This window comes from Colwellia sp. RSH04 (assembly GCF_003545765.1).
Taxonomy (GTDB): Bacteria; Pseudomonadota; Gammaproteobacteria; order Enterobacterales; family Alteromonadaceae; genus Colwellia.
Window position 1 is genome coordinate 109565 of the sequence record NZ_QXIO01000006.1, and the last position, 22095, is coordinate 131659.

Annotated in this window: 26 protein-coding genes; 8 read left to right on the plus strand and 18 right to left on the minus strand. The window is 38.1% G+C overall.

Annotated features, from left to right (window positions below; all coding sequences use genetic code 11):
- Positions 1–60: 60 nt before the first annotated feature.
- The gene (gene ubiA, locus D1094_RS11540; protein WP_118960258.1) at positions 61–924 is read right to left on the minus strand and encodes a 4-hydroxybenzoate octaprenyltransferase; all 864 of its coding nucleotides are present in this window, start codon (positions 922–924) and stop codon (positions 61–63) included.
- Positions 914–1525: a chorismate lyase gene (locus tag D1094_RS11545; RefSeq protein WP_118960259.1), complete on the minus strand. Its 612-nt coding sequence runs from the start codon at positions 1523–1525 to the stop codon at positions 914–916. The genes ubiA and D1094_RS11545 overlap by 11 nt, the downstream gene beginning before the upstream one ends.
- A gap of 181 nt (positions 1526–1706) precedes the next feature.
- Between D1094_RS11545 and D1094_RS11550 the strand changes: the two genes are divergently transcribed.
- Complete coding sequence (locus D1094_RS11550) at positions 1707–2093, plus strand: flagellar basal body-associated protein FliL (RefSeq protein WP_118960416.1); 387 nt, start codon at positions 1707–1709, stop codon at positions 2091–2093.
- Positions 2094–2209: 116 nt separating this feature from the next.
- Here D1094_RS11550 and D1094_RS11555 read toward each other — a convergent pair whose 3' ends face one another.
- The 10 genes from D1094_RS11555 to D1094_RS11600 all read right to left on the minus strand — a co-directional run bounded on the left by D1094_RS11555 (position 2210) and on the right by D1094_RS11600 (position 11344).
- Positions 2210–2440: a hypothetical protein gene (locus D1094_RS11555; RefSeq protein ID WP_118960260.1), complete on the minus strand. Its 231-nt coding sequence runs from the start codon at positions 2438–2440 to the stop codon at positions 2210–2212.
- 151 nt (positions 2441–2591) lie between these two features.
- On the minus strand, positions 2592–3827 hold the full coding sequence (locus tag D1094_RS11560; RefSeq protein ID WP_118960261.1) for an ABC transporter permease: 1236 nt from the start codon (positions 3825–3827) through the stop codon (positions 2592–2594).
- Positions 3828–5009, minus strand: a complete 1182-nt coding sequence (locus D1094_RS11565) for an efflux RND transporter periplasmic adaptor subunit (protein ID WP_118960262.1) — start codon at positions 5007–5009, stop codon at positions 3828–3830.
- A complete protein-coding gene (locus D1094_RS11570) occupies positions 5006–6103 on the minus strand; it encodes an HlyD family secretion protein (RefSeq protein ID WP_118960263.1) in 1098 nt (365 codons plus the stop codon). The genes D1094_RS11565 and D1094_RS11570 overlap by 4 nt, the downstream gene beginning before the upstream one ends.
- A complete protein-coding gene (locus D1094_RS11575; RefSeq protein ID WP_118960264.1) occupies positions 6096–7055 on the minus strand; it encodes an HlyD family secretion protein in 960 nt (319 codons plus the stop codon). Before D1094_RS11575 ends, D1094_RS11570 begins: the two co-directional genes overlap by 8 nt.
- Positions 7040–7723, minus strand: a complete 684-nt coding sequence (locus D1094_RS11580; RefSeq protein WP_118960265.1) for an ABC transporter ATP-binding protein — start codon at positions 7721–7723, stop codon at positions 7040–7042. The genes D1094_RS11575 and D1094_RS11580 overlap by 16 nt, the downstream gene beginning before the upstream one ends.
- A gap of 94 nt (positions 7724–7817) precedes the next feature.
- Positions 7818–8705 (minus strand): rhomboid family intramembrane serine protease GlpG, encoded by an 888-nt coding sequence (gene glpG, locus D1094_RS11585; RefSeq protein ID WP_118960266.1) that lies wholly within the window; start codon positions 8703–8705, stop codon positions 7818–7820.
- Positions 8705–9037, minus strand: a complete 333-nt coding sequence (gene glpE, locus D1094_RS11590) for a thiosulfate sulfurtransferase GlpE (RefSeq protein WP_118960267.1) — start codon at positions 9035–9037, stop codon at positions 8705–8707. The genes glpG and glpE overlap by 1 nt, the downstream gene beginning before the upstream one ends.
- Before the next feature lie 35 nt (positions 9038–9072).
- Positions 9073–10101: an L-threonine 3-dehydrogenase gene (gene tdh / locus D1094_RS11595; protein ID WP_118960417.1), complete on the minus strand. Its 1029-nt coding sequence runs from the start codon at positions 10099–10101 to the stop codon at positions 9073–9075.
- 28 nt (positions 10102–10129) lie between these two features.
- Entirely contained in the window at positions 10130–11344 is a 1215-nt protein-coding gene (locus D1094_RS11600; RefSeq protein WP_118960268.1) for a glycine C-acetyltransferase, read from the minus strand.
- A gap of 147 nt (positions 11345–11491) precedes the next feature.
- Between D1094_RS11600 and D1094_RS11605 the strand changes: the two genes are divergently transcribed.
- Positions 11492–11950, plus strand: coding sequence for an Lrp/AsnC family transcriptional regulator (locus D1094_RS11605; protein ID WP_259337930.1), 459 nt, complete (start codon positions 11492–11494; stop codon positions 11948–11950).
- 17 nt (positions 11951–11967) lie between these two features.
- Here D1094_RS11605 and D1094_RS11610 read toward each other — a convergent pair whose 3' ends face one another.
- Positions 11968–12873, minus strand: a complete 906-nt coding sequence (locus D1094_RS11610; protein WP_118960269.1) for a hypothetical protein — start codon at positions 12871–12873, stop codon at positions 11968–11970.
- A gap of 90 nt (positions 12874–12963) precedes the next feature.
- Here D1094_RS11610 and waaA point away from each other — a divergent pair, with 90 nt between their 5' ends.
- The 3 genes from waaA (at position 12964) to D1094_RS11625 (ending at position 15474) form a co-directional block, all read left to right on the plus strand.
- A complete protein-coding gene (gene waaA, locus D1094_RS11615; RefSeq protein WP_118960270.1) occupies positions 12964–14274 on the plus strand; it encodes a lipid IV(A) 3-deoxy-D-manno-octulosonic acid transferase in 1311 nt (436 codons plus the stop codon).
- 72 nt (positions 14275–14346) lie between these two features.
- Positions 14347–15084, plus strand: a complete 738-nt coding sequence (locus D1094_RS11620; protein ID WP_118960271.1) for a 3-deoxy-D-manno-octulosonic acid kinase — start codon at positions 14347–14349, stop codon at positions 15082–15084.
- 72 nt (positions 15085–15156) lie between these two features.
- Positions 15157–15474 carry a hypothetical protein gene (locus tag D1094_RS11625; RefSeq protein ID WP_118960272.1) on the plus strand — a complete coding sequence of 106 codons (318 nt, stop codon included), beginning with the start codon at positions 15157–15159 and terminating at the stop codon, positions 15472–15474.
- Between the two features lie 106 nt (positions 15475–15580).
- Here the strand turns inward: D1094_RS11625 and yiaA are convergent, their stop codons facing one another.
- The 3 genes from yiaA to D1094_RS11640 all read right to left on the minus strand — a co-directional run bounded on the left by yiaA (position 15581) and on the right by D1094_RS11640 (position 18349).
- Positions 15581–16066 carry an inner membrane protein YiaA gene (yiaA, locus tag D1094_RS11630; RefSeq protein WP_118960273.1) on the minus strand — a complete coding sequence of 162 codons (486 nt, stop codon included), beginning with the start codon at positions 16064–16066 and terminating at the stop codon, positions 15581–15583.
- Between the two features lie 167 nt (positions 16067–16233).
- Positions 16234–17601, minus strand: a complete 1368-nt coding sequence (locus tag D1094_RS11635; RefSeq protein WP_259337931.1) for a carboxylesterase — start codon at positions 17599–17601, stop codon at positions 16234–16236.
- A 10-nt stretch (positions 17602–17611) separates the two neighbouring features.
- Positions 17612–18349, minus strand: a complete 738-nt coding sequence (locus tag D1094_RS11640) for a helix-turn-helix transcriptional regulator (RefSeq protein ID WP_118960274.1) — start codon at positions 18347–18349, stop codon at positions 17612–17614.
- 141 nt (positions 18350–18490) lie between these two features.
- Between D1094_RS11640 and D1094_RS11645 the strand changes: the two genes are divergently transcribed.
- Together D1094_RS11645 and D1094_RS11650 are read left to right on the plus strand one after the other, a co-directional pair.
- On the plus strand, positions 18491–19015 hold the full coding sequence (locus D1094_RS11645) for a hypothetical protein (protein ID WP_182440169.1): 525 nt from the start codon (positions 18491–18493) through the stop codon (positions 19013–19015).
- On the plus strand, positions 19015–19845 hold the full coding sequence (locus tag D1094_RS11650; protein WP_118960275.1) for a DUF2145 domain-containing protein: 831 nt from the start codon (positions 19015–19017) through the stop codon (positions 19843–19845). The genes D1094_RS11645 and D1094_RS11650 overlap by 1 nt, the downstream gene beginning before the upstream one ends.
- A gap of 99 nt (positions 19846–19944) precedes the next feature.
- Here D1094_RS11650 and pyrE read toward each other — a convergent pair whose 3' ends face one another.
- On the minus strand, positions 19945–20610 hold the full coding sequence (gene pyrE, locus D1094_RS11655; RefSeq protein WP_118960276.1) for an orotate phosphoribosyltransferase: 666 nt from the start codon (positions 20608–20610) through the stop codon (positions 19945–19947).
- Between the two features lie 27 nt (positions 20611–20637).
- Positions 20638–21351: a ribonuclease PH gene (rph, locus tag D1094_RS11660; RefSeq protein ID WP_118960277.1), complete on the minus strand. Its 714-nt coding sequence runs from the start codon at positions 21349–21351 to the stop codon at positions 20638–20640.
- Positions 21352–21520: 169 nt separating this feature from the next.
- Between rph and D1094_RS11665 the strand changes: the two genes are divergently transcribed.
- Positions 21521–22093, plus strand: coding sequence for a thioredoxin family protein (locus tag D1094_RS11665; RefSeq protein ID WP_118960278.1), 573 nt, complete (start codon positions 21521–21523; stop codon positions 22091–22093).
- Positions 22094–22095: the final 2 nt, after the last annotated feature.

The window sequence follows — 22095 nt, forward strand, 5'->3', positions numbered from 1 at the left end:
TGTTTAAAAAATAGACTAAAGTCGTATACCTATTAACACAGAAAGTACTTGGGTTATTTGTTAGAAGTACTCAACAAAAATACCGCAAAATACCACCATACCAACCCAATGATTGTGCAGAAAAGCCTCAAAACAAGCTTCCCTATTTCGATTAACAATTAATATTTGTTGATAACTAAACAACGCCGCCGCAATGACTAAACTTAGCTGATAAGGCCAACCAAACGCTAACATATCGCCAACAGTCCATAATAAGCCTAAAGTGATTAACTGTAAGAAACCAATAATTCGCTTGTCATTTTCACCAAATAATATTGCCGTTGATTTAACGCCAATCTTTAAATCATCTTCTCTATCAACCATAGCGTAAATCGTATCGTAAGCAATCGTCCAGCATAAGTTGGCAATAAATAATAACCAAGCAATAACAGGGATTTCTCCTTGCGCTTCAGAAAAAGCCATCACCATACCCCAACTAAAAGCAGCACCCAGTACTACTTGAGGTAACTGAGTATATCGCTTCATAAATGGGTAAGATGCTGCTAATAACAAGGCGACAACTGACAAATAAATTGTCGGCCAACTTAAGGTCATTACTAAGCCAAGCGCCATACCAATGAGTAAACCAAATAGGTTAATGGCTTCTGTTGAGCTCATCATGCCTGAAACTAAAGGCCTGTTTTTTGTTCTTTCAACATCACCATCTATATGTCTGTCGGCAAAATCATTAATGACACAACCAGCACTGCGCATAATGAAAACACCTAAACTAAACACCACTAATAAATGCATGGTTGGCCAACCGTCACTGGCAATCCATAATGCCCAGTAAGTGGGCCACAATAGTAGATAGGTACCGATAGGCTTGTCCATTCGGGTTATCAGCTTAACCGCCTGCCATTTTTGTTGTAGCTTACTGAACATGTTTTGTCTCTATATTTTCTGAACAATAAGCAAAAGCATTCGGTAAAAAAACTTCTGCCACCATTAAGGGTTTATTTTCTAAAATAAAGGTGGAACGTCTACCCCATATTGATTCATTGAAAGGTAAGTTTAAAGCTTTGCTTAACGTTGCAACGGATGAGTTTGCATCAAAGTGAGCTATTTCAATTTGGCGACGCTCTAAGGACGGGTTATTAAATAATACTTGCCCTAAAGATTGAGTACCTAAATTAGCCAACTGTTGTTCAGCGCCGGTTAAACTCGACAAAGGCAAAAAGCTTCGTGCAAAAACTTGTGGTACTTCATCACAATAGAGGATCACTTCTCGTACTAACACGTCTTCACCTGGCATAATCAAATCATTCGCTTCAGATTCTGGGCATGGCTGCACTTGTTGTCCTAGCAATTCGACTCTGAAATTTTGGCAATGCATTTTTAAGCGTGCTGTTAATGACCCCGTATCAAGCAACCAGTCGATAATTGATGAAGATAAAGCCTTTGATGATGCGTTATTACTGGCATCTTGTGGAGAAAACCATTGGCTAGATAACGTAACAGGAAAAAATTTGTTTTGCGGGTTCATAAGATAATTAAATAACTAAAATCGCTAATATAATATCATGCTTAATAATCAATCTCATAGTCGATAAACAAAGCTTATAAAAAAACTTAAGGTTATATTAAAAATTTCCAACCAATTATCGAAAATAAGGTTATGATAACTATTAACTCTATTATTAACTTTGCCTTTAGAACGTTATTTTATGTTTAAATATTTAATACTAGCGCTAAGCCTTATGACATTACCTACCGCCACAACACAAGCCAGTGATTATGGTTATTATGGCTTTGAACCCGATATTGTCACCAATTATGTCGCGACCCAAAAGAAGATGGGCTATGTGCGTTTAACGGTTGAATTAATGGTAGAAAAAGGGAATAACTTAGCGATTGTTGAACACCACGCCCCATTATTACGTGATGCTATTATTGCTATTATTGGTCAACAAGACGAAGCCAGTATTAAATCTATGAAAGGCCGAGCAGAAATTCAACTAAAATGTGAAGAACAAGTTAAAGAGATTCTCAAAAAAGAAACCGGCCAACCCTTGATTAAGAAATTACTCTTCACCCAGTGGTTAGATAACTAAACTCTATTTATCTTTGTTTAATAATTCAGCTGAGGGATAATAAAGGGATAAAAAAGCCCTCTGATGATATCAAGCAACAGAGAGCCCATTATAAATATATTAAGAGTAAGTATTAACTAACTTACTTTTGTATAGTCTTTACCTTTAACGGCCTGATAGACAACACCTTCATGGGGTTTGTTAACCATAGCGTTTTTCACTTTTATGGTAATCATTGCAAGCATTGTAAAGCTAACAAAAAACAACAACATTATAGGCAATAACACCGCAAATAATGCCAATGATATTAACCCCAGTAATATATCTTTTATTTGTAGTTTATTAATTAACACTGACTTAGCAAACATACTATTCTCCTTAATAAAACCAGCCTATGTCTTTAAACCCAACATCTAGTTTGTAGTGTTATCGTACAACTTATAAGCCAATCATGTTGTAATTGTTATCACTGAATCCGTTACAATATGTATGTTCACTGAACGCAATTGTGTAGAGTAGTTAATCACTTTGTAGCGCATCAATCGGATCAAGTTTAGATGCTTTTATCGCAGGATAAACCCCAAAGACTAACCCCACTAACGCACAAATACTGAAAGAAAGTACTATAGCGGTTAAAGACCAAGAAACAGCCCATTGTGAATAAATAGAAATCAATTCTGACAGTAATATGCCAAAAAACACACCAAGAATACCGCCCAATATTGATATAGTAAAACTCTCAGCAATAAATTGCTGCTGAATGTCTTTTTGAGTGGCGCCAATAGCTCGCAGTAAACCTATTTCTTTGGTTCGTTCTAACACTGTGGCAAGCATAATATTCATAATACCAATACCACCAACAAGCAAAGAAATACCTGCAACACACGACATAACGATATTAAAAATTTGCTGCGTTTTTTTTTGTTGAGCCAGTAAAGCGGCTGGTACTACAATGTCATAATCATCAACTTCGTTATGGCGACGTTCTAGTAAATGGCTAACGGCTTTTGCTGCCTCGACAGGATCAACAATGCCATCTAGTTTTAACCGTAAGCTATCAACTTCGCTCACTAAGTCTTTACTTGGGAACTTATGCAACGCAGTATTTAACGGAATAAACACTTTATGCTGATCACCACCCAGCTTAATACCTTGGAACTCTTCTTTCTTAAGAAATGGCGCTTGTAAAACACCTACCACTTTGAACCAAATATGGTTAATTTTGATATTTTGACCTAACGCACCGCCTTGTGGAAATAATTGCCTTGCCGTACTTGAACCCAGTAATACCACTTGCGAAAAATTAACATTGTCTTGCTCATCAAGAAATCGACCATCATCTAAAGTGAATTTCGATAACTCAAAAAAGCTTGAACTTACCCCCAAAGCTTCGCCATCACTTTTACCTTTTGCGCTAAATATACTGTAAGTATCGACAATTTTTTGCGCACTAAACGACTGAACAAAAGGTAGCGATTCTACGCTAACTTCACCATCTCTAATGGTTAAACCTGTAGAGTGCTTTCGTTGCTCTTTCAGTTCTTTTTCTTCAAATTTCTTACCATTAACAATTAAGTTGTGTAAGCCCATAGTATCAATCATTTTAAGGGCTTCGCGTTCAGCGCCTTCACCAATATTTAACATGGCAATTACCGCACCCACACCAAAAATCATACCCAGTAATGTCAATAATGTACGCAGCTTATGTTGAGCTAATTCAGCGAAGGTATCTTTAAATATTTCAATTTTATCCACTTAACTGTGCTCCTGATCGATTAACGAAATGTGCTGCCCTGCACTGATCCCTGAAACCACTTCAACATGACTCAAATTGGCTTTTCCTAATTCCACTTCTGCTTGGGTGAACTTACCGCTATCGTATACAAAGACAAAAGTACGGTTATCTTTAGTAAACACTGATTGCAGTGGTACAACTAACTTAAGCTGGGCTTTATCAACAATGATTTGTGCTTGCAACTTACGTCCCGGTACAAAGAGTGTTGTATTTTGCTCATTGAGACTCACCTCCACTTCAAAGTACTTTTGTGGATCGCCACGTTTAATCGACTTTGGAAACGGCGCGACAGAGCTTATACGCCCAGTAAAAGGTTTATCTACATGGGCAAATAAATGTAGGTTAACTTCTTTATCTTTAACTAAGCCAATCGCTTCACTTTCAATCACAAAAAGTTTGGCTTTCATTTCATTAATATCAGGTAGTTCCGCTATTTTTTGTCCCGGCCAAACACTTTGACCTGCGCGTGGCTTCTCTCCACGCCAATTCGCTTTGTAAGCAAGTAAACCATCGTGAGGCGCTTTAATTTCAAGCTGCTCTAAACTTTCAGACAGTTGTGCTAACTTACTTTGTTTTTGTTTTTGCTTCATTTCTAATAGGCTCATATCACCCATAGAGCTTTCATTAAAGCTATCACTCTTCCAGTGTAGATAGTCTTGTTTAACACCTAAATACGCGGTGTTTTGCAAAGAATCAATAATCTCAAGCTTAGAGCGAATACGAACATCATCAATTGAAAACTGATCGGCAAAAGCTTTTTCCTGACCAACAACGGTAATATCTTTATTGATAGCGTATAAATCTTTATTTAGTGATCCTGATTTTTCCAAAATGTCTTGCGCAATAATAGCCGCTTCATTTTGATTTCGCTCACTTTCAACTTCCATAGCTTCGCCATCAAAGCGAGCAATGACATCACCTTTTTTAACCGTAGAATATTCTGGTGCTAACCAGGCAATGTTTTGCACGCCTCCACGAGAAACAGGAGAACTTATCACCGTGGCCTGTGCGGCAAATAACTCCCCTCTTGCAGGTATTTTTATTGCAAATGCTTGCTCTTGCACTTGATACAGCATAGGAGGTTTTTGCTCTTCGCAGGCAATAGTTAACAGCGCTAAACCGACAACAATTAGCTTTTTCATTTTGCTACCCCTTCAGTTAATGAAAGGTTATTCGCTACGCCCGCAATCAACATTGAATTACCTGTTATTGGAAGCGTAACATTTTGGCGTGAAAGTGCTATCGCATCGTTATCTGCTTCTACAATGACTTCAACACGTGCTGTCATTCCCGGTCTCATCACGTCAACATCAATTTCATCGAAGGCAATAATAACATCGAGTACTCTGCGCTTGTCTTGAAATGATTTATCTCTAAAAACACGACCAAGGCTAGCGACTTTCCCTTGAGTGACCAACTCTTGCGTACCATCTAAGATAATTTTAACTTTTTGACCCACTTTAACTTTTCCGCTATCAGGCTCTTCTATTTGTGCTTTTACCTGCATTTTTTCGCGAACAGCCAATTCTATAATAGGCTGACCAAACTGAACACTTTCACCAACGGCAGGTTTCTCACCTTGCCAATCTGCTTTATAAATCACCATACCGTCCATGGTCGCCTTGACTTTCAAGCGCTCAATATCTCGATTAAAGTTATTTACTTCTGAGGTTAATCGTTCAACCTTACCTTGCGCTAATTTTAGGTTTAACGCTTTATTGCTGCGCTGATATTTCAATTTTTCTTTGGCTAAAAACAAATCATTTTCAGCAATAGTAAAATCAATTTCTGCCTTTCTTCTGTCATTGTCAGAACGGCTATTATCAACGATTTCTGCTTTGCGTTTTGCTTTTTCAAATTCCATTTCTTTTTCAGCAACCAACAAAATAAGTTCTTGCTCGGTTTCTACTTCTTTTATCTTTTTGTTGTCTAGTTCTTTTTGTGCTCGATCTAATTCAGCTTGTTTATCTATTAGTCGGTCTGTCACCTTTTTATCATCAAAAGCAGCCAGTAAATCGCCCTGTTTCACTTCACTGTTTTCAGGCACCAAAAATTTAATTTGATATTGCCACATACGTGAAATAGAAGGTGGCGCTATCATGGCTGTTTTTTCTGACTCTAACTCACCACTTGCCGTAACCACCACTTCATTACTTTCATTCGAAATAACTTCTAATGGCTCGCTTTGGCAAGCTTGTAATAACAGTGCTGCGCACATTACAGTTAATTTATTCATCGGCTGCTCCTGCAAATTCTAATTGCGCACTCATCCCTGGTAATAGTGTCATGGTATTATTCGGTTCAAAATTAAATAGGGTGCGATAATAAACACCTTTTCCCCATTCTTTTTTCTCTTCAGGCTGAGTCGATATCTCTACTAGTTGAGCTGTTTGCTCTGCACTAGGAAAAGCATCAAAGGTAAGAGTTGCCGTACTGTTTAATTGAAGGTTTTTGTAATCAACTTCATGCACCCATGCTTCAATAAATAAACCATTCATTGACGGAATTTCGGCAATTTTCCATGACGGCTGCGCAGTCATACCAACAAAAACTTTTTCACCATTCCAAGGGTGGTTGCCATAAAGTACAGGGCCTGAACGCTGAGCTCGCAAGCTCATTTTTTCTAATTTATTTCGGTTATACAGCAACTTGCTTTGATGCTGTTCAATTTTTAATTCTTGTTTCTTTTTCGCGACCTCAGCAGTGATTTTCACTTGCTTTAAGTTTTCAATCGCTTTGCTATTTGTAACCACTGCCTTTTCAAATTCAAGCTGATTTTTTTCAAAGTCATATTTGCTTAAATGCTCTACAGCAATACTGGCATCAATGCGCGCTTTCTCTAATAATAAAGTCGTTTTTTTCTGTTCATAAATAGCTTCTAATACTTGCTGACCATTACTACTTACTAAGCGGTGCAACTCCTCTTTAGCAGCAATTAAGCTAACTTCTTCTTGCTCAATTTGGCTTTGCATTGAACCACTATCAAAAACCACGACTAAATCACCTACCTTAGCAACATCACCTTCAGGTAACATCCATTGCACTTGCACACGCCAAGTATCGGTTTTAGGGGCGTAAAACGCTTGGTTTTCACTAGCTTTTATTTGACCAGACAATGTGAAATGTGAGGTTTTTGCGTGTACCGAGGCGACTAATAGTATTAACAATAGACTTAGGCTACTACGCATAATTTCTCCTCGATGATCTTGCCATCTTTCATACGAATAACTCGATCAGCATAAGCAGCAATATCTTCTTCATGAGTCACCATCACGATAGTTTGCCCTTGCTGATGTAACTCACACAATAAATCCATAATTTCATAAGATGTTTTACTATCAAGGTTGCCTGTTGGCTCATCAGCAAAGATAACTTGGGGGTTATTCACTAAAGCTCTTGCAATAGCAACTCGTTGTCGCTGACCACCCGACATTTCAAAAGGTTTGTGGTGCCCCCGCTCAGCTAAGCCAACCTTAGCCAGCATTGCTTTCCCACGTTCTTGCGCTTCTTCTGCTTCAACATCGCTATAACGTAGCGGTAAGGCAACATTTTGCACAGCGGTTAATCGAGGTAATAAATGAAAGGTTTGAAAAATAAAGCCTATCTTTTCATTGCGAATTTTAGATAAGCTTTCATCATCAATATCTTTAACAGAGGCGCCAGAGAGCAAATACTCCCCCGTGGTTGGCGTATCTAAACAGCCCAAAATATTCATTAATGTTGACTTGCCAGAGCCTGAGGTGCCCATGATAGCGACGAATTCATTTTCTTTGATTTCTAACGAAACATTAGCGAGGGCATTAACAGTAATGTCACCCGTACCATAAGTTCGGGTGATATTTTTTATCCTTATCACTTAACTTTCCCTTTTTTGTGACTTTTTTGATTGCTCTATTGAATCATAAGAAGGGGGTAATATAAAAGCTTGAATGTAACAAATTGTATATCATCTACATTTTAGACGTTTTTACTTGTATAACAGCAAATAGACAACCTGAAAGTAAACCTAATAAATGCGCAGTATTTGCCATATTTACAGGGAGTAATTCGGCAAAACCTAGTAATAACCAAAAGATCATAAAGCCGATAATCGGTTTAGAGATGTTTAAACCACGTTCTGGTGCTAAATAACCAACCCACCAAACAAACCCGACTAAGCCATAAACAACGCCAGAAAGGCCACCAAAATTTGGCCCTGAAACCAAGAATTGACCAAGGTTCGATGCAATAGCGCTGATAAGGAATAAATTTATTAAAACCCCTTTTCCTAAGGTTTTCTCAATGCTGCCGCCTAATTGCCACCACCACATGGTATTAAATACGATATGTAACCATGAGAAATGAAAAAAAGCAGGGCCAAGTATTCGTAATGGCTCTTGTACAAAGGCATCGATTGAAAGGTGGTTATAAAACTGTAATGATGAAAATAAATTAACCCCCCAACCTAATAAACTGCCAACAAACACTAACCAACATAGAGAAAAAACGATAAGTGTCACTATGCCCGCATGCGCAAGAAAGTTTTCTTTGAAAGCTTTAAGTAAGGTTAGATCATCACGAGAAACCTCAACTGTTTCGCCATGTTGCCAGGCAGCTTGCTGGTATTTACTGTGATAAGGTTGCTTTATAAATGCCTCAAATTCAGTTTTAGCTTGCGCTAAATGAGCCTGTTCACAAAAAATAATATAGTCTTGTTGCTGGGTAACAACGTCTGCTTCAATATTTAATGTTGTGAGGTAATTAGCAAATAATAAAGCGAGATTATGATCTTGCAGCTGCACTAAAGCTTGCAATAGGTGATTATTTTTCTCTCTAGTGCTCGCCAAATCGTCAGTCATTAGCGTTCAATATTTTCTGGATATTGAGTTTGCCACTGCGTAAAGCCGCCATCAAGAGAATACACTTCGGTAAAATCTTGGCTTAATAAATATTGAGCCGCTTGAATACTTGAAATGCCGTGGTAACAGCAGACAACTACAGGCTGATCTAAATCTGCTTCTCTAACAAAATCAACAATATTGTCATTAGTTAAATGACTAGCTTGTTTAATATGGCCATTTGCAAAAGAGGCCGCATCACGAATATCGACAACCTTATGGCTGCCAGTCGCTAATAAATCATGTAACTCTGACACTGACATATGTTGTACTGACGTTGAATTATCTGACACGAAAACCTCTTTACTGTTACTTTGTTAAATTGATGTTATTTATTCCAATCAAGAATCACTTTACCTGACTGACCTGAACGCATCACATCGAAACCTTTTTGAAAGTCATCAATGCTGTAATGATGAGTGATCATCGGTGATAAATCTAAACCTGATTGAATAAGGCTTGCCATTTTATACCAAGTTTCAAACATTTCGCGACCATAAATTCCTTTTATCGTTAAACCTTTGAAAATAACCTTACTCCAGTCAATCGCCATATCATTACCTGGAATACCCAACATGGCTATTTTACCGCCGTTATTCATGTTCTCTAACATGCTCGTAAAGGCCATTGGCACACCCGACATTTCAAGGCCTACATCAAAACCTTCAGTCATACCTAGTTCATTCATGACATCAGCTAAGTTTTCTTTGCTTACATCTACAGCCCGGGTAGCACCCATGGTTTTAGCTAAATCTAAACGGTATTCATTGATATCGGTAATCACAACATGGCGAGCACCTACGTGTTTTGCTACCGCTGCGGCCATAATACCAATAGGGCCAGCACCAGTAATTAACACATCTTCACCGACTAAATCAAACGACAAAGCAGTATGTACCGCATTACCAAAAGGGTCAAAAATAGCGGCTAAATCATCTGAAATTTCATCAGGCAATTTAAACGCGTTGTAGGCAGGAATAACCAAATACTCAGCGAAAGCGCCGGGACGATCTACGCCCACACCAACCGTATTACGACATAAGTGCGTTCTACCGCCACGACAGTTTCGACAATGGCCACAGGTAATATGACCTTCACCAGACACTCGATCACCTATTTTAAAGCCTTTAACTTCTTGGCCAATACCAACCACTTCGCCAGCATATTCATGACCAACAACCATAGGCACTGGAATGGTCTTTTGCGACCATTCATCCCAGTTATAAATGTGAATGTCAGTGCCGCATATAGCGGTTTTATTGATTTTGATTAAAATATCATTATGACCAATTTCAGGTTTTTCTGTTTCTTGTAACCAAATACCGACTTCAGGCTTTAATTTAACTAAAGATTTCATTGTAGTTTTCTCTCTATTTAGCGTTAATTTAGGCTGAAATAATGCCCATTTCTTTGCCGATACGGGTAAAAGCATCAATCGCTTTGTCTAATTGTTCTTTGGTATGCGCGGCTGAAATTTGCGTGCGAATACGTGCTTGGCCTTTTGGCACTACAGGGAAAGAGAAACCAATAACATAAATGCCTTCGGCTAATAATTTGTCTGCCATGTCACTAGCAACTTGAGCATCGCCTAACATCACCGGCACAATAGCGTGATCAGCACCTGCACACGTAAAGCCCGCAGCTTCCATGTTTTTTCTAAAGTAAGCGGCATTATCTTTTAATGTGGCACGTAATTGATCGCCATCAGCTAGTAGTTCAAGCACTTTTAATGAGGCGTTAACAATTGCAGGAGCTAACGAGTTAGAAAATAAATAAGGGCGCGAGCGTTGACGTAACCACTCTACCACTTCTTTTTTACCTGAGGTATAACCACCAGATGCTCCGCCCATCGCTTTACCGAGCGTACCAGTAATAATATCGACACGGTCCATCACCTCACAATACTCATGACTACCACGACCTTGTTCACCGACAAAGCCTACTGCATGAGAATCATCTACCATGACCATCGCATTATATTTATCAGCCAGATCACACACACCTTTTAAGTTAGCGATGACACCGTCCATTGAAAAAACACCATCGGTTGCGATTAATTTAAAACGCGCGCCTGCTTCATCTGCTTCTTTTAAACACTGCTCTAATGCTGCCATGTCGTTATTGGCATAACGAAAACGCTTAGCTTTACATAAACGTACACCATCAATAATAGAGGCGTGGTTTAGTGCATCACTAATAATGGCATCTTCTGGCCCTAAAATGGTTTCAAATAAACCAGCATTGGCATCAAAGCATGAAGAGTAAAGAATGGTATCTTCCATACCCAAGAATTTACTGATGCCCTGCTCTAATGCTTTATGGATATCTTGCGTACCACAAATAAAACGAACCGATGCCATACCAAAACCATGTTCATCTAAACCTGTTTTTGCTGCCGAAATAAGCTCAGGGTGATTGGCTAAGCCTAAGTAGTTATTGGCACAGAAGTTAACCACTTGTTCGCCTGTAGTTACGGCAATTTTTGCCTGTTGAGCTGTAGTAATAATACGTTCGGCTTTATATAAACCATCTGCTTTAACTTGATCTATTTGCTCAGTTAAATGTGAAAAAAAACCTTGTTTAGATACAGAACCAGTCATGTGAATCCCTTAAAATTAATGTGCTTTGATAAGCTTATTATCAACGTTGTCACTATCAAAATATAAGTGGCACTACTTGTTGATTTAACCTTTTTTGTAGTTAAATTGACATATTTACCTGTCAAAGTGTACATTACTAGCTAGATTATGAATGTAGCTGTGAAAGCGGAGTATAGTTTGCTTACTGAAAAAGATGAAGAATTGCTGTCAATATTACAAGTTAATGCCAGAGCCAGTGTTTCTGATATTGCCCGAGCGACTGGTGTTTCAAGAACAGCAATACAAAACCGTTTAAACAAACTTGAAAACAATAATGTTATTAAAGCCTATAGCGTTGTACTAGATAGCGCTTATACCAGCGGTCTCATTTCTTCTAACGTGTCATTAAAGGTAAAACCAAGTTTGCGCCAACCCATCTGTGTCGCGTTAAGAAAAGTTCCGCAAATTAGTCATATTCACTCAATTAGCGGTGAATATGACTTATTGGTTACAATTCAAGCAAGCACGCTAGAAAAGCTAAGTGAAGTGCTCAATGTGGTATGTTCAACAGACGGAGTTCAAAGAACGAATTCAGCGATTATTTTAGATACTATTTTTGAACGATAACATGCCAACTCATCGCTTTATTTCAAAATAGATTTGAGCCATAAAGCAATATCACTCACCAAAGAGTCATTAGCATTAATTAAATGACGATTGGTTTTATCACCTTTAAAGGTTTGCATCTTTGTATATTTAGCGCCGTTCCAATCAAATAATTCTTTCGCCGTTGAATAGCTCGCTTGATGATGAGCAGAACCAATAAAATAAGTGGGTATATCAATTAAATTTTTATAACGCTCTTTATCGCTATAGCCCATTTCAGGAGTAATTAGCACTAAAGCACTGATATGGATTTTCTCCGCTAACGACACCGCATAAGCACTAGCACAGCCACTGGCTACCACAGCAATACCCTTATCTTTATCCATTTTTGTTCGTAAATAATCGTAACTCGCTACTAAATCATCTGCCCAATAGGTCGTTAATAAAGCAACATCGTTCTGATAACTCACAATATCTTTGGCATTCTTTTTAATATCAAGCTCAGAATATCCTTGGGCAATACTTTCACCATAACCTCGTAAATCCATAGACAATGTATGCAAGTTTTGTAAGGCAATCGTTTCACTTAAGGTTTGGTAACGGCTTCTATTAGAATGGCAATCGTGTAAAACAATAACACCACCTGTTGAGTTTATTTTTGCTTGCGCTTTTGTTTGCTCCTTCACAACTTTTTTAGTGGTTAAATAGTCTCCTACCAATAAAAAATCATGATCTTTATTGGCTTGAATACGAGCAGTACTACTATATGGCAGCTTTTCAATTTTAGCCGCAGAACGACTCGGTATAGGTAATGGTTTTTCTTGCGTTGAAGGGGCTTGTTGAGCATAACTACTATTCATCATAAGTAGTGCGATGAAGCTAAATGCGGTCGCACGTGCAGGCACGCGTAACAATAATTTCATAGTGCTTGGCTTATTATTCATAATGCAGATGCTTAAATTAAATGTAAATTTGTTTATGTTAATTTTAACTTATTAGTATAATCTACCGACATTATCATAATAGAGCAATTTATGTTCTCTTTGCTATTTTATCGTTTGTTTTTCTTATTGTTGCTGCCGCTATTAGTTATTGCGCTGCTTGTTAGATCTCGTCGTAACCCTGACTATAGAAAACGACTTACTGAGCGATTAGGAATCAGCCCAAGTCATATTAAGCCAGGTGGAATAGTGTTGCATGCCGCCAGTGTTGGGGAGGTTATCGCACTAAAGCATTTTATTGAACAATTACTCGCAAGCTACCCTGATATACCACTCACCGTAACAACGTTTACGCCAACAGGCTCTGCTCAAGTGAGAAAACTTTTTGGCGATAATGTGCAACATTGCTATTTACCCATTGATGTTATCCCTTGTACCTATTTTTTTTTAACGCGATTAAAACCACAATTAATGATTTTTATGGAAACTGAATTGTGGCCGAACCTTATCGCACAAAGCCAAAGTCGCAACATAAAGTTATTGTTAATCAATGGTCGTTTATCGCAAAAATCAGTAACAAGTTATAGTAAAATCAAAGCGTTAATAAAACCTACCCTTAACCGTTTTGATAAAATATTGTGTCAAAGTCAAGGTAACATGGAGAACTTTCTTCACTTAGGATGCCAAACACATCGTACACAGGTAAGCGGAAACTTAAAATTTGATATCAGCATTAATGACGAACTTAATGCCAAACAAGCCGAACTCGCTAAATATTGTGCATTTACTGAAATTAACCCTAGAAAGGTGTGGTTAGTTGCTAGTACTCACCCTGGTGATGAATCACTTGTTTTATCCGCTTTTAAACTCATCAAACAGCAACACAACGATGCATTACTTATCATAGTACCCAGACATCCTGAACGTTTTAATGACGTTGCCAACTTATGTCTTTCACATAACTTTACTCTAGCCAAGCGCAGTGAAAAAACCATAGTGAGTCAACAAGATATTTGGCTACTTGATACTTTAGGTGAACTAATGGCAGCTTTTGCTCTCGCTGATGTAGTAACGATGGGCGGCAGCTTTAGTGAGGTCGGTGGTCATAATCCGCTTGAGCCCGCTTTATTTAAAAAGCCAATTGTCGTAGGTAGTAATATGAGTAATTTCACCGAAGTACTGGCACAACTAAAAAACCAGCAAGGCATTATTCAATTAAGTGACGAAGCATTAAGTGAACAATTAGAGAGTACCAGTACTGAATTAGCCGAATGCGTCTCGTCACTTTTTTTAGATGCAAAGCAACGACAACAGCTTGGTGAAAACGCTCATAAAGTCGTATTGGCTAATCAGGGAGCAAGTCAACTTTCACTAGCTTATGTACAAGCTCTCATGGCAAGATGATTTATTAAAAGGTCACTTAGCAGTAGGTAGTACCTGAACAAGCACTGCGATTAACTTAACCATTAAAAAAGCATGATAAACGAATTAACACACCAAAATAATTATTGCCGATACGTAAGCGATAAAATCAGTCACTTTTCAGTTGAGATGTTATCGGCTGAATATTGGCAAGCAAAGCATGCTATAACAGGCAGTGCACAAGGTCGCGGAACAACATGGTTTATTCAATATCATGACGACGATAAGCCAGAAAACCCCGATCAGCAATGGGTACTTCGTCACTATTATCGTGGTGGGCTCATTGGAAAAATAATTAACGACAGTTACCTTTTTACGGGAATGGAACAAACTCGCGCAGCAAAAGAATTTACCCTACTTCATCATTTACACACCCTTGATTTACCTGCCCCCATGCCTATTGCCTTTCGCGTTAAGCGTCGTGGTTTATTTTATCAGGCTGATTTATTATCGAGTCGCATTGAGAATGCCCAAGATTTAGTGGCAATACTTAGTGAAAAAGCGCTTGATGACACAGTTTGGCAACGTATTGGCGCCATCATAAAACGATTTCACCAACACAATATTTATCACCATGATTTAAATGCGCACAATATTTTAATCAATGATAAACAACAAGTGTTTATTATCGATTTCGATCAAGGTGAAGTAAGAACAAACCATAGTAATAAGTGGCAGCAAGGAAATATTGATCGCCTAAAACGTTCCTTTCTAAAAGAGCTAAACAAGCTCCCAAAGTTTCATTTTAATGAAGAGCATTGGCAACAATTATTATCTGGATATAGCGAGTAGAAATACCTTAAAATAGCGCACATCCGTCGTATTAAAAAGTACAGAGATATTGTAAAAGTAAAGAGAATCCCTATGAATTTCATCACGCTAATATTTATTGCATTAACTCTTTTCTCTAACCTTGCTTTTGCTGAAAAAAGCAAAACGCGTGATATCAGTCACCTTATTTCTAAAGAAGAGTTCTTAACATATGCAGATGTCGCTGACTTTATTGATAAATCACCGAAAGTGAGTGAGATGTTGCCTGCCTCAACGGATGATGTTGATGAACAAGGTCGCCCTTTTGTTACAATGTTAACCGGCTCTGACTGTGATCGTGATGGTAAAATGGACGATAACCCAACCTGTAATGCAGTGTTCTTTAAACTGTGGTTAAAGTACGCGCGCTAAAAACCAGCACTTTCATTGGCGCTAGTCTTTAGTTCATCATGAAAAACTCATATTCGCATTTTACATTGACATGGGCGACTTCATTACATTGAGTCGCCCACTCTTTTTATTCCTCTAATTCAATGTCAGTATCTTGAATTAAACCAGTATCTGTCTTGTTAGCACAGGCTTTATCACGAATATTCTTTTGCATTACAACGACAGAGAAAATACTTAAGGTATAGGCCATGGCATAAAAGCCTTTTTCGCTTAATAACAATTGCGCATTATATAAACCTATGATTAATAAACTAATGGCAATAGCGGAAGACGCCCAACAAATACGTGTATAAATTTTAGAAGTTTGAATACCTTCACGTTCATCTCTTACTGCTTTTTGCACTGACACCATAGAGAATAAACCAAACAACAGAACAATTAAGTAATAGCCTTTTTCATTAAGCGCCATATCAGCATTATATAAACCAATTGCATAAGCAAAGCTGCCAATAAGTAAAGCGGCTACAGAAGCTAAGGTATATGATTTTGTCGGAATAGTGGCTTGAATTGTTGCTTGAGTCGTTACTTGTGTCGCTAAAGTCGGTGTAGTCATTTTTGATTCCTTTTAAGTGTTTCGTCTTGTTGACAAGAGACACTATGAATCAAAGAATACACTAAATAAACCTTGTTATCATAAGTAGCTTAACATACAGCTTAAAGTATTTTAATACTATACCTTAAGCTATGCTTTAAGCTGTATGTAGGGGTTGTTCATTGCGGTTACTTAATCGCTGCAATAAATTGTTGTAAGGATTTCAACATGTCTTGGTAATGGGGATTGTAGGTTAAGCGCTGTAGTAAGTTAGCATTCGTTAAGTTTTCTTCGGTCAGTTCACCTTTGATCACCTCTTGGCTCGTTTTACAGGCACTAAAGCGGGCAATATCTTTAATGTAGTGTTCACAATTTCGATACTGCCCATTAATACCGTAATGTGGATTATCTGGTGAGTTGGTCGTGGCGGTATGCGCAATATTATATATGTCTTTACACAATGAGTTACTTTCACACTGAGGATTAATTACTTGAATACTTTCTTGTAAAGACGCAGGAATACTTGCTTTATTGCCATAAAAGACAAAACGACTTGGATCGTCCTTATAGCTTTCTTTTCCTTGTTGCCACTCATTAATTAACACATATGTTTGTTGAGTTTCTATAGTTTGATCATGCTCGCTAGCGACTACAAATAATGGGATGTTGTGCATTTTTCTTTCACTAGATGCATCTTTACCGACAATTCGACTCATTAAGCTGTGCACTTGCGCCCCTGCGTTATACGGAAATGATTCATACTTGGCAAAATCAGCATCCATCGACAAATCAATCCAATCAACAAAAGGAATATAATCGACATATTTCGCTAACCAAGCCAGATCACTCTTTGCTTTAGAGGCAGGCGACCACATCAGTAAGCCTGAAATTTTTTCATCAACTACTTCTTGGTGCATTAAGTAGTCAAAAATCAGTGCGCCACCTGTAGAAAATCCGCCGAGATAAACTTGCTCAAAATCTTGTAGGGTGCGCTCAATGCCATACTTTGCTGCTTGCTGCCATTCTTGATAACTCACATCCTGCAATTGTGCTGGAGCAGTACCATGACCAGGTAATAATAACGTTCTTACCGTAAAACCTTGTTGATAAAAGAACTGCGCTAAATCATGGAATGAGTATGGCGAATCAGTTAAGCCATGAATCAATAAAACCGCTTTTTTAGCATCGGGTTGTGTTAATTCAAAGGGAGCAACTAACTGAGCTATCGTCGGCTCTTTAGCCCAGCTATTTAATACAGCAAGTTGATTAAAGGTTTTAGTATAAATTGGGCAAGGTAATTCAGCTCTCGGGTTTTGCGCTGCAATAAGCTGATGGCTATATTGTATATATTGATCAAAGCTTAAATTCGTTTCAAAACTAAAGTGAATGCGCTCATCTGCCAAAGGGTTATGGCTTTCTCGATATTTTCCTGCTGCTATTTGCTGCTCAATATCTTTTTGCTCAAATGAAAAATCTAAACACGTTGCTTGCTTAGCGAAAAGAGTCGGCGAAGTAACCATTAAAAAGCCGATAATTAATTGACTAAATAATTTCATGAATATTCCTTTATGTCGGTTTTCTTAATTTAGCAAACGGGGTGTATTCCCACGGTCTCATGGCGCACAACATACCAATATGCTGTCTTTTGTCTAGCGGTATTTTTGCATCTTCTTGATTAAGTAAGGCCGCTTCTTTGGTTAATTGATTAAGTTTACGTTGAATAATATCAATAGAAGATTGCGAATACGTACCACGCAAATAAAAGCGAAAATTATTTTCACCTTTAAAGCGAGAATGCATAAATTCACTAAATACGTCGGTGGCAATATTTTGCTCAAGCGGTCCATTGGGTATCCAGCGAAAATCTTGTGCAATTAATAACTTATATTCATTATTAGGCAGTAGCTGAATCATTTTAAGCTTATCTAATTTAGCCAATAATCGAATACATTCATGCTCAGTGATTTGATAATATTTAAGAATATCAGCAAAGGTCCACGAGTCTTTCACACAAACGGCAACTAAGAACAGTTTAGTGTCAGTCACTAATTCTTTTTCTTGTTCTGGTGTTAGTTGCGAGATTTGATCTTGTTGCTTTTCAGCAATTAAAAACAAATCTGACAAACTCAAATTGAGTAACTGACAAATCTCCTCCAATCGGTCTAAGGCAAAAGATTGCGTGGAAAAAATTCGCTTAACATTAGCCTCACTCATCGATAAATGGTTAGCAATATCTTTATAAGTAATGTGCTGTTGACGTAACAACGCCTTTAACGTGTTGCTTATTTGTTTAATTTGGCTCATAACAACTTCAAGGTATATTTATTTAATACTTTTAGTGGTTTAACAGTATACACACGACAACATAGTTTACACAAACAATCCTTAAATCTATATTTGCACTCAGTTAGCAAGGGCTAGCAACTAAAACAAATAAGGAAAATAATGATGTTTACTACTAACACAATGACTCAAATTCAATCGACAACAAAACAACCGACTTCAAAGAAATTTATTAATAGCATTGCCGTAATGCTATTAGCCGCTTCATTAACCACTAATGCTGTTGCGGCTGATTCAGCCCAGCATACTAGTAAAGCAGGTAAGCATTCTGCACTAGCCGTTTCTCATGGTGCAGCCTCGACGGCAAAGGTTGCAGCTGCAGTGGTCGCTGTACCCGTTGCTGTTTCAGGAGGTGCAATGCTTGGTACCGGCGTAGTAAGTGCTGGTGCAGGTTCAGACAAAGTAGGTAGTCAAATTGCCACCTCAGGTGCCGCAACAATGAGTGCTGCAGCCCAAACAGTACAAAGCATTAAATTTGAACATAAAGATGAAGATGAATTGATAATATCTGATATCACAATCACCGCAGATCCAGCACCCGCAACGGTAATGCAACAAAAAAGCGTAGAAACGACTAAAACCAAAGTTACCACTAAGACCACAATTAAAACAACGGAGCAAAAATAATGAGCGCCTTCAATTTATTTGCTACATCAAAATACACAATTTTTGCGTTATCTATTGCGGTAATTTCTAGCATCACCACAGCACATGCTGGCAGTACAAAAAATGTAGATCCTAAGCATTCTGCCAACGAAATAACCACATTTGCCAAACAGGTAGAAAAATATGCAGCCAAACAAGGTGCTAGGGCTTTTATTATTGCCCGCATGGGTCGCCCTAAAAAAGATTTACCAAAAGGCATTAGTTTTACCCACACGGCAATTGCTGTTTACTCAAACATTGAATTAGGAAACGGTAAAACAGCCAGAGGTTATGCGATTCATAACCTGTATCAAAATGAAGGGCAGTTAGACACCAGCTCTTTAGTTGTTGATTACCCTACTGACTTCTTTTGGGGGGCAGAAGAGTTAAAAGCAGGCATTATTATTCCGACTAAAGATTTGCAGCATCGTTTAATCGAAGCTATTGCTTCTGGTAAAAACAAAGCAGTTCACAATAGTCACTATTCGGTTATTGCGAACCCGTTTAATGATCAATTTCAAAATTGTACAGAACATACCTTGGATATAATAAATGCGTCGATTTACCAAACAACCGATATAGCACGATTAAAGCGTAACGCTAAAAACCATTTTCAGCCACAACGCGTAAAAACTAGCCCGTTTAAATTAATGCTAGGCAGTGCGTTTATGGATGATGTGACGACTAAAGATCATGATGGCAAGGTTTATACAACAACCTTTACCACCATTGCCAAATATTTAAACAAGAACCAATTAATGCAATCAAGCGTGGTGTTTGATCAACAAGGAAAAGCAGCAAAGTTAATATAATTCTTTCTAAAAATTAAATTCCTTTAGATTAAAACCAATAAAAAAGCCTTTAAGTCGAAACACTTAAAGGCTTTTTATAAGTAATATAGAGCTAATATATTAAATACCGTAGGCTTCGCGATACTGATTAATACTGGCTAAACTTGTAGCCAACTCATCAGCGTTGTCTGGTTTAGTCGCTAACTTCTCTTCTAAGTAGGTTACCACGTCAGCCAATTTTACGATTGACACAACTTGTGTACCAAAATCACGCTCAACTTCTTGAATGGCTGATAACTCACCTTGGCCTTTTTCTTGGCGATCAAGTGCAATTAATACGCCTGATAATTCAGCGTTATGCGCTTTGATGATTTCCATTGATTCACGAATGGCTGTACCTGCGGTAATAACATCATCAACCAACATCACCTTACCATTAAGATCTGCACCCACTAATGAACCACCTTCACCGTGCGTTTTCGCTTCTTTACGGTTAAAACAGTAAGGTACATCAAGGTTATGTTGATCAAACAAAGCAACGGTAGTCGTTGTCGCAATAGGAATGCCTTTATAAGCTGGGCCAAAAACTAAATCAAACTCAATGTTGGCATCAACTAGTGCAGCAGCATAAAAACGCCCTAAACGCGCTAAATCACCACCAGTTTTAAATAATCCAGCATTAAAAAAGTAAGGGCTAGTACGGCCAGATTTTAAAGTAAACTCACCAAAACGTAATACCTGTTTTGATAATGCAAATTCTATGAAATCGCGTTGATAATCTTTCATGTGTAAATTCCCTAAAGATTAATTAAATTAGCTTAATGCTGCTTTTTGAAGATCGAATAATTCATTAATACCATCTTTTGCTAATTGCATCATGGCATTCATTTCATCAAAGCTAAACGGCTCTTCTTCCGCTGTACCTTGTACTTCAATGAGCTTGCCTGTATCTGTCATGACTACATTCATGTCTGTTTCAGCACATGAATCTTCAGCGTAGTCTAAATCAGCAACAGGCTCACCTTGATAAACCCCAACAGAGACTGCTGCAATCATGTATTTTAACGGGTTCGTTTTAATAATGTCTTTTGCACGCATGTAGTTAAGTGCGTCAACTAAAGCAACACAAGCACCTGTGATAGAGGCTGTACGTGTACCGCCATCCGCTTGAATAACATCACAATCAACCGAAATTGTGTTTTCGCCTAAGGCTTTTAAATCAACCGCGCCACGAAGTGCACGCGCGATTAAACGAGAAATTTCTAATGTACGACCGCTTTGCTTACCAGAAGCCGCTTCACGACGCATACGCGTGTGTGTAGAACGAGGTAACATACCATATTCAGCAGTAACCCAACCTTTACCTTGGCCCTTTAAAAAGCGTGGCACACCTTCTTCAACCGATGCAGTACAAATGACTTTAGTATCACCAAATTCAATTAATACTGAACCTTCAGCATGACTAGTAAATTGACGAGTGATCGTTACTGGGCGAATTTGCCCTAATGTTCTGCCGCTTGGACGCATGAAGAATTCCTCAAATTAGTTAATTGCGGCTATTATAAAGCCAAGTTAAGAAATTTGACATAAAGACAGACCAACTATTTTGAAATATAGTTATTCTTTACAAGGTCTCTTGTTTTAACCGAGCAATTTATACCAAAGCTAACTAGCTAGATAATGTGAAATACAAACAATGAAGCAATTAATATCTATTATACTTGGCGTAACATTTTTATTTTCTGTGAATGTACTTGCCTCAACAACGCTAAACTCAATTGTTAACGAGTTGCCTGAATACAGTAAAATCTATGACGATACGCGTGATCCCTTTGAAGATGCTCGAAGCGCATTAACCTTAGCCAAAGAAACCAATCGCCAGGTATTAATAGAAATAGGCGGTAACTGGTGTAGCTGGTGTCATAAAATGGATGACTTCTTAGCAAAAAATCCCGATATATTTCAAGCGCTTCATGCTAATTATGTGCTGTTAAAAATTAATGTCAGCGACAGTAATGAAAACGAAGCCTTTATGGATGCCTTACCTCCTGTATTAGGTTACCCACATATGTATGTATCTACCGCATCAGGCAAAATGATTTTATCGAAAGACACCGCTGAGTTGCTTGCTGGTAGTGAATACTCAAGAGAACAGTGGTTAACATTTATTGATAAATGGTCACTGAACCAGTGGCTTGCAAACAGTAAAGAGAATCAACCCTCGCCTAATACTGGTTCTTCAAATAGCCGACAAGAAACTGAGGAATAATC

Excerpts from the sequence above, each read along its gene's own strand:
- ubiA (WP_118960258.1), bottom strand. The coding sequence starts at position 924 with ATGTTCAGTAAGCTACAACAAAAATGGCAGGCGGTTAAGCTGATAACC.
- D1094_RS11545 (WP_118960259.1), bottom strand. The coding sequence starts at position 1,525 with ATGAACCCGCAAAACAAATTTTTTCCTGTTACGTTATCTAGCCAATGG.
- D1094_RS11550 (WP_118960416.1), top strand. The coding sequence starts at position 1,707 with ATGTTTAAATATTTAATACTAGCGCTAAGCCTTATGACATTACCTACC.
- D1094_RS11555 (WP_118960260.1), bottom strand. The coding sequence starts at position 2,440 with ATGTTTGCTAAGTCAGTGTTAATTAATAAACTACAAATAAAAGATATA.
- D1094_RS11565 (WP_118960262.1), bottom strand. The coding sequence starts at position 5,009 with ATGAAAAAGCTAATTGTTGTCGGTTTAGCGCTGTTAACTATTGCCTGC.
- D1094_RS11570 (WP_118960263.1), bottom strand. The coding sequence starts at position 6,103 with ATGAATAAATTAACTGTAATGTGCGCAGCACTGTTATTACAAGCTTGC.
- D1094_RS11575 (WP_118960264.1), bottom strand. The coding sequence starts at position 7,055 with ATGCGTAGTAGCCTAAGTCTATTGTTAATACTATTAGTCGCCTCGGTA.
- glpG (WP_118960266.1), bottom strand. The coding sequence starts at position 8,705 with ATGACTGACGATTTGGCGAGCACTAGAGAGAAAAATAATCACCTATTG.
- tdh (WP_118960417.1), bottom strand. The coding sequence starts at position 10,101 with ATGAAATCTTTAGTTAAATTAAAGCCTGAAGTCGGTATTTGGTTACAA.
- D1094_RS11600 (WP_118960268.1), bottom strand. The coding sequence starts at position 11,344 with ATGACTGGTTCTGTATCTAAACAAGGTTTTTTTTCACATTTAACTGAG.
- D1094_RS11605 (WP_259337930.1), top strand. The coding sequence starts at position 11,492 with ATGAATGTAGCTGTGAAAGCGGAGTATAGTTTGCTTACTGAAAAAGAT.
- D1094_RS11610 (WP_118960269.1), bottom strand. The coding sequence starts at position 12,873 with ATGAATAATAAGCCAAGCACTATGAAATTATTGTTACGCGTGCCTGCA.
- waaA (WP_118960270.1), top strand. The coding sequence starts at position 12,964 with ATGTTCTCTTTGCTATTTTATCGTTTGTTTTTCTTATTGTTGCTGCCG.
- D1094_RS11620 (WP_118960271.1), top strand. The coding sequence starts at position 14,347 with ATGATAAACGAATTAACACACCAAAATAATTATTGCCGATACGTAAGC.
- D1094_RS11625 (WP_118960272.1), top strand. The coding sequence starts at position 15,157 with ATGAATTTCATCACGCTAATATTTATTGCATTAACTCTTTTCTCTAAC.
- yiaA (WP_118960273.1), bottom strand. The coding sequence starts at position 16,066 with ATGACTACACCGACTTTAGCGACACAAGTAACGACTCAAGCAACAATT.
- D1094_RS11635 (WP_259337931.1), bottom strand. The coding sequence starts at position 17,601 with ATGAAATTATTTAGTCAATTAATTATCGGCTTTTTAATGGTTACTTCG.
- D1094_RS11640 (WP_118960274.1), bottom strand. The coding sequence starts at position 18,349 with ATGAGCCAAATTAAACAAATAAGCAACACGTTAAAGGCGTTGTTACGT.
- D1094_RS11645 (WP_182440169.1), top strand. The coding sequence starts at position 18,491 with ATGATGTTTACTACTAACACAATGACTCAAATTCAATCGACAACAAAA.
- D1094_RS11650 (WP_118960275.1), top strand. The coding sequence starts at position 19,015 with ATGAGCGCCTTCAATTTATTTGCTACATCAAAATACACAATTTTTGCG.
- pyrE (WP_118960276.1), bottom strand. The coding sequence starts at position 20,610 with ATGAAAGATTATCAACGCGATTTCATAGAATTTGCATTATCAAAACAG.
- rph (WP_118960277.1), bottom strand. The coding sequence starts at position 21,351 with ATGCGTCCAAGCGGCAGAACATTAGGGCAAATTCGCCCAGTAACGATC.
- D1094_RS11665 (WP_118960278.1), top strand. The coding sequence starts at position 21,521 with ATGAAGCAATTAATATCTATTATACTTGGCGTAACATTTTTATTTTCT.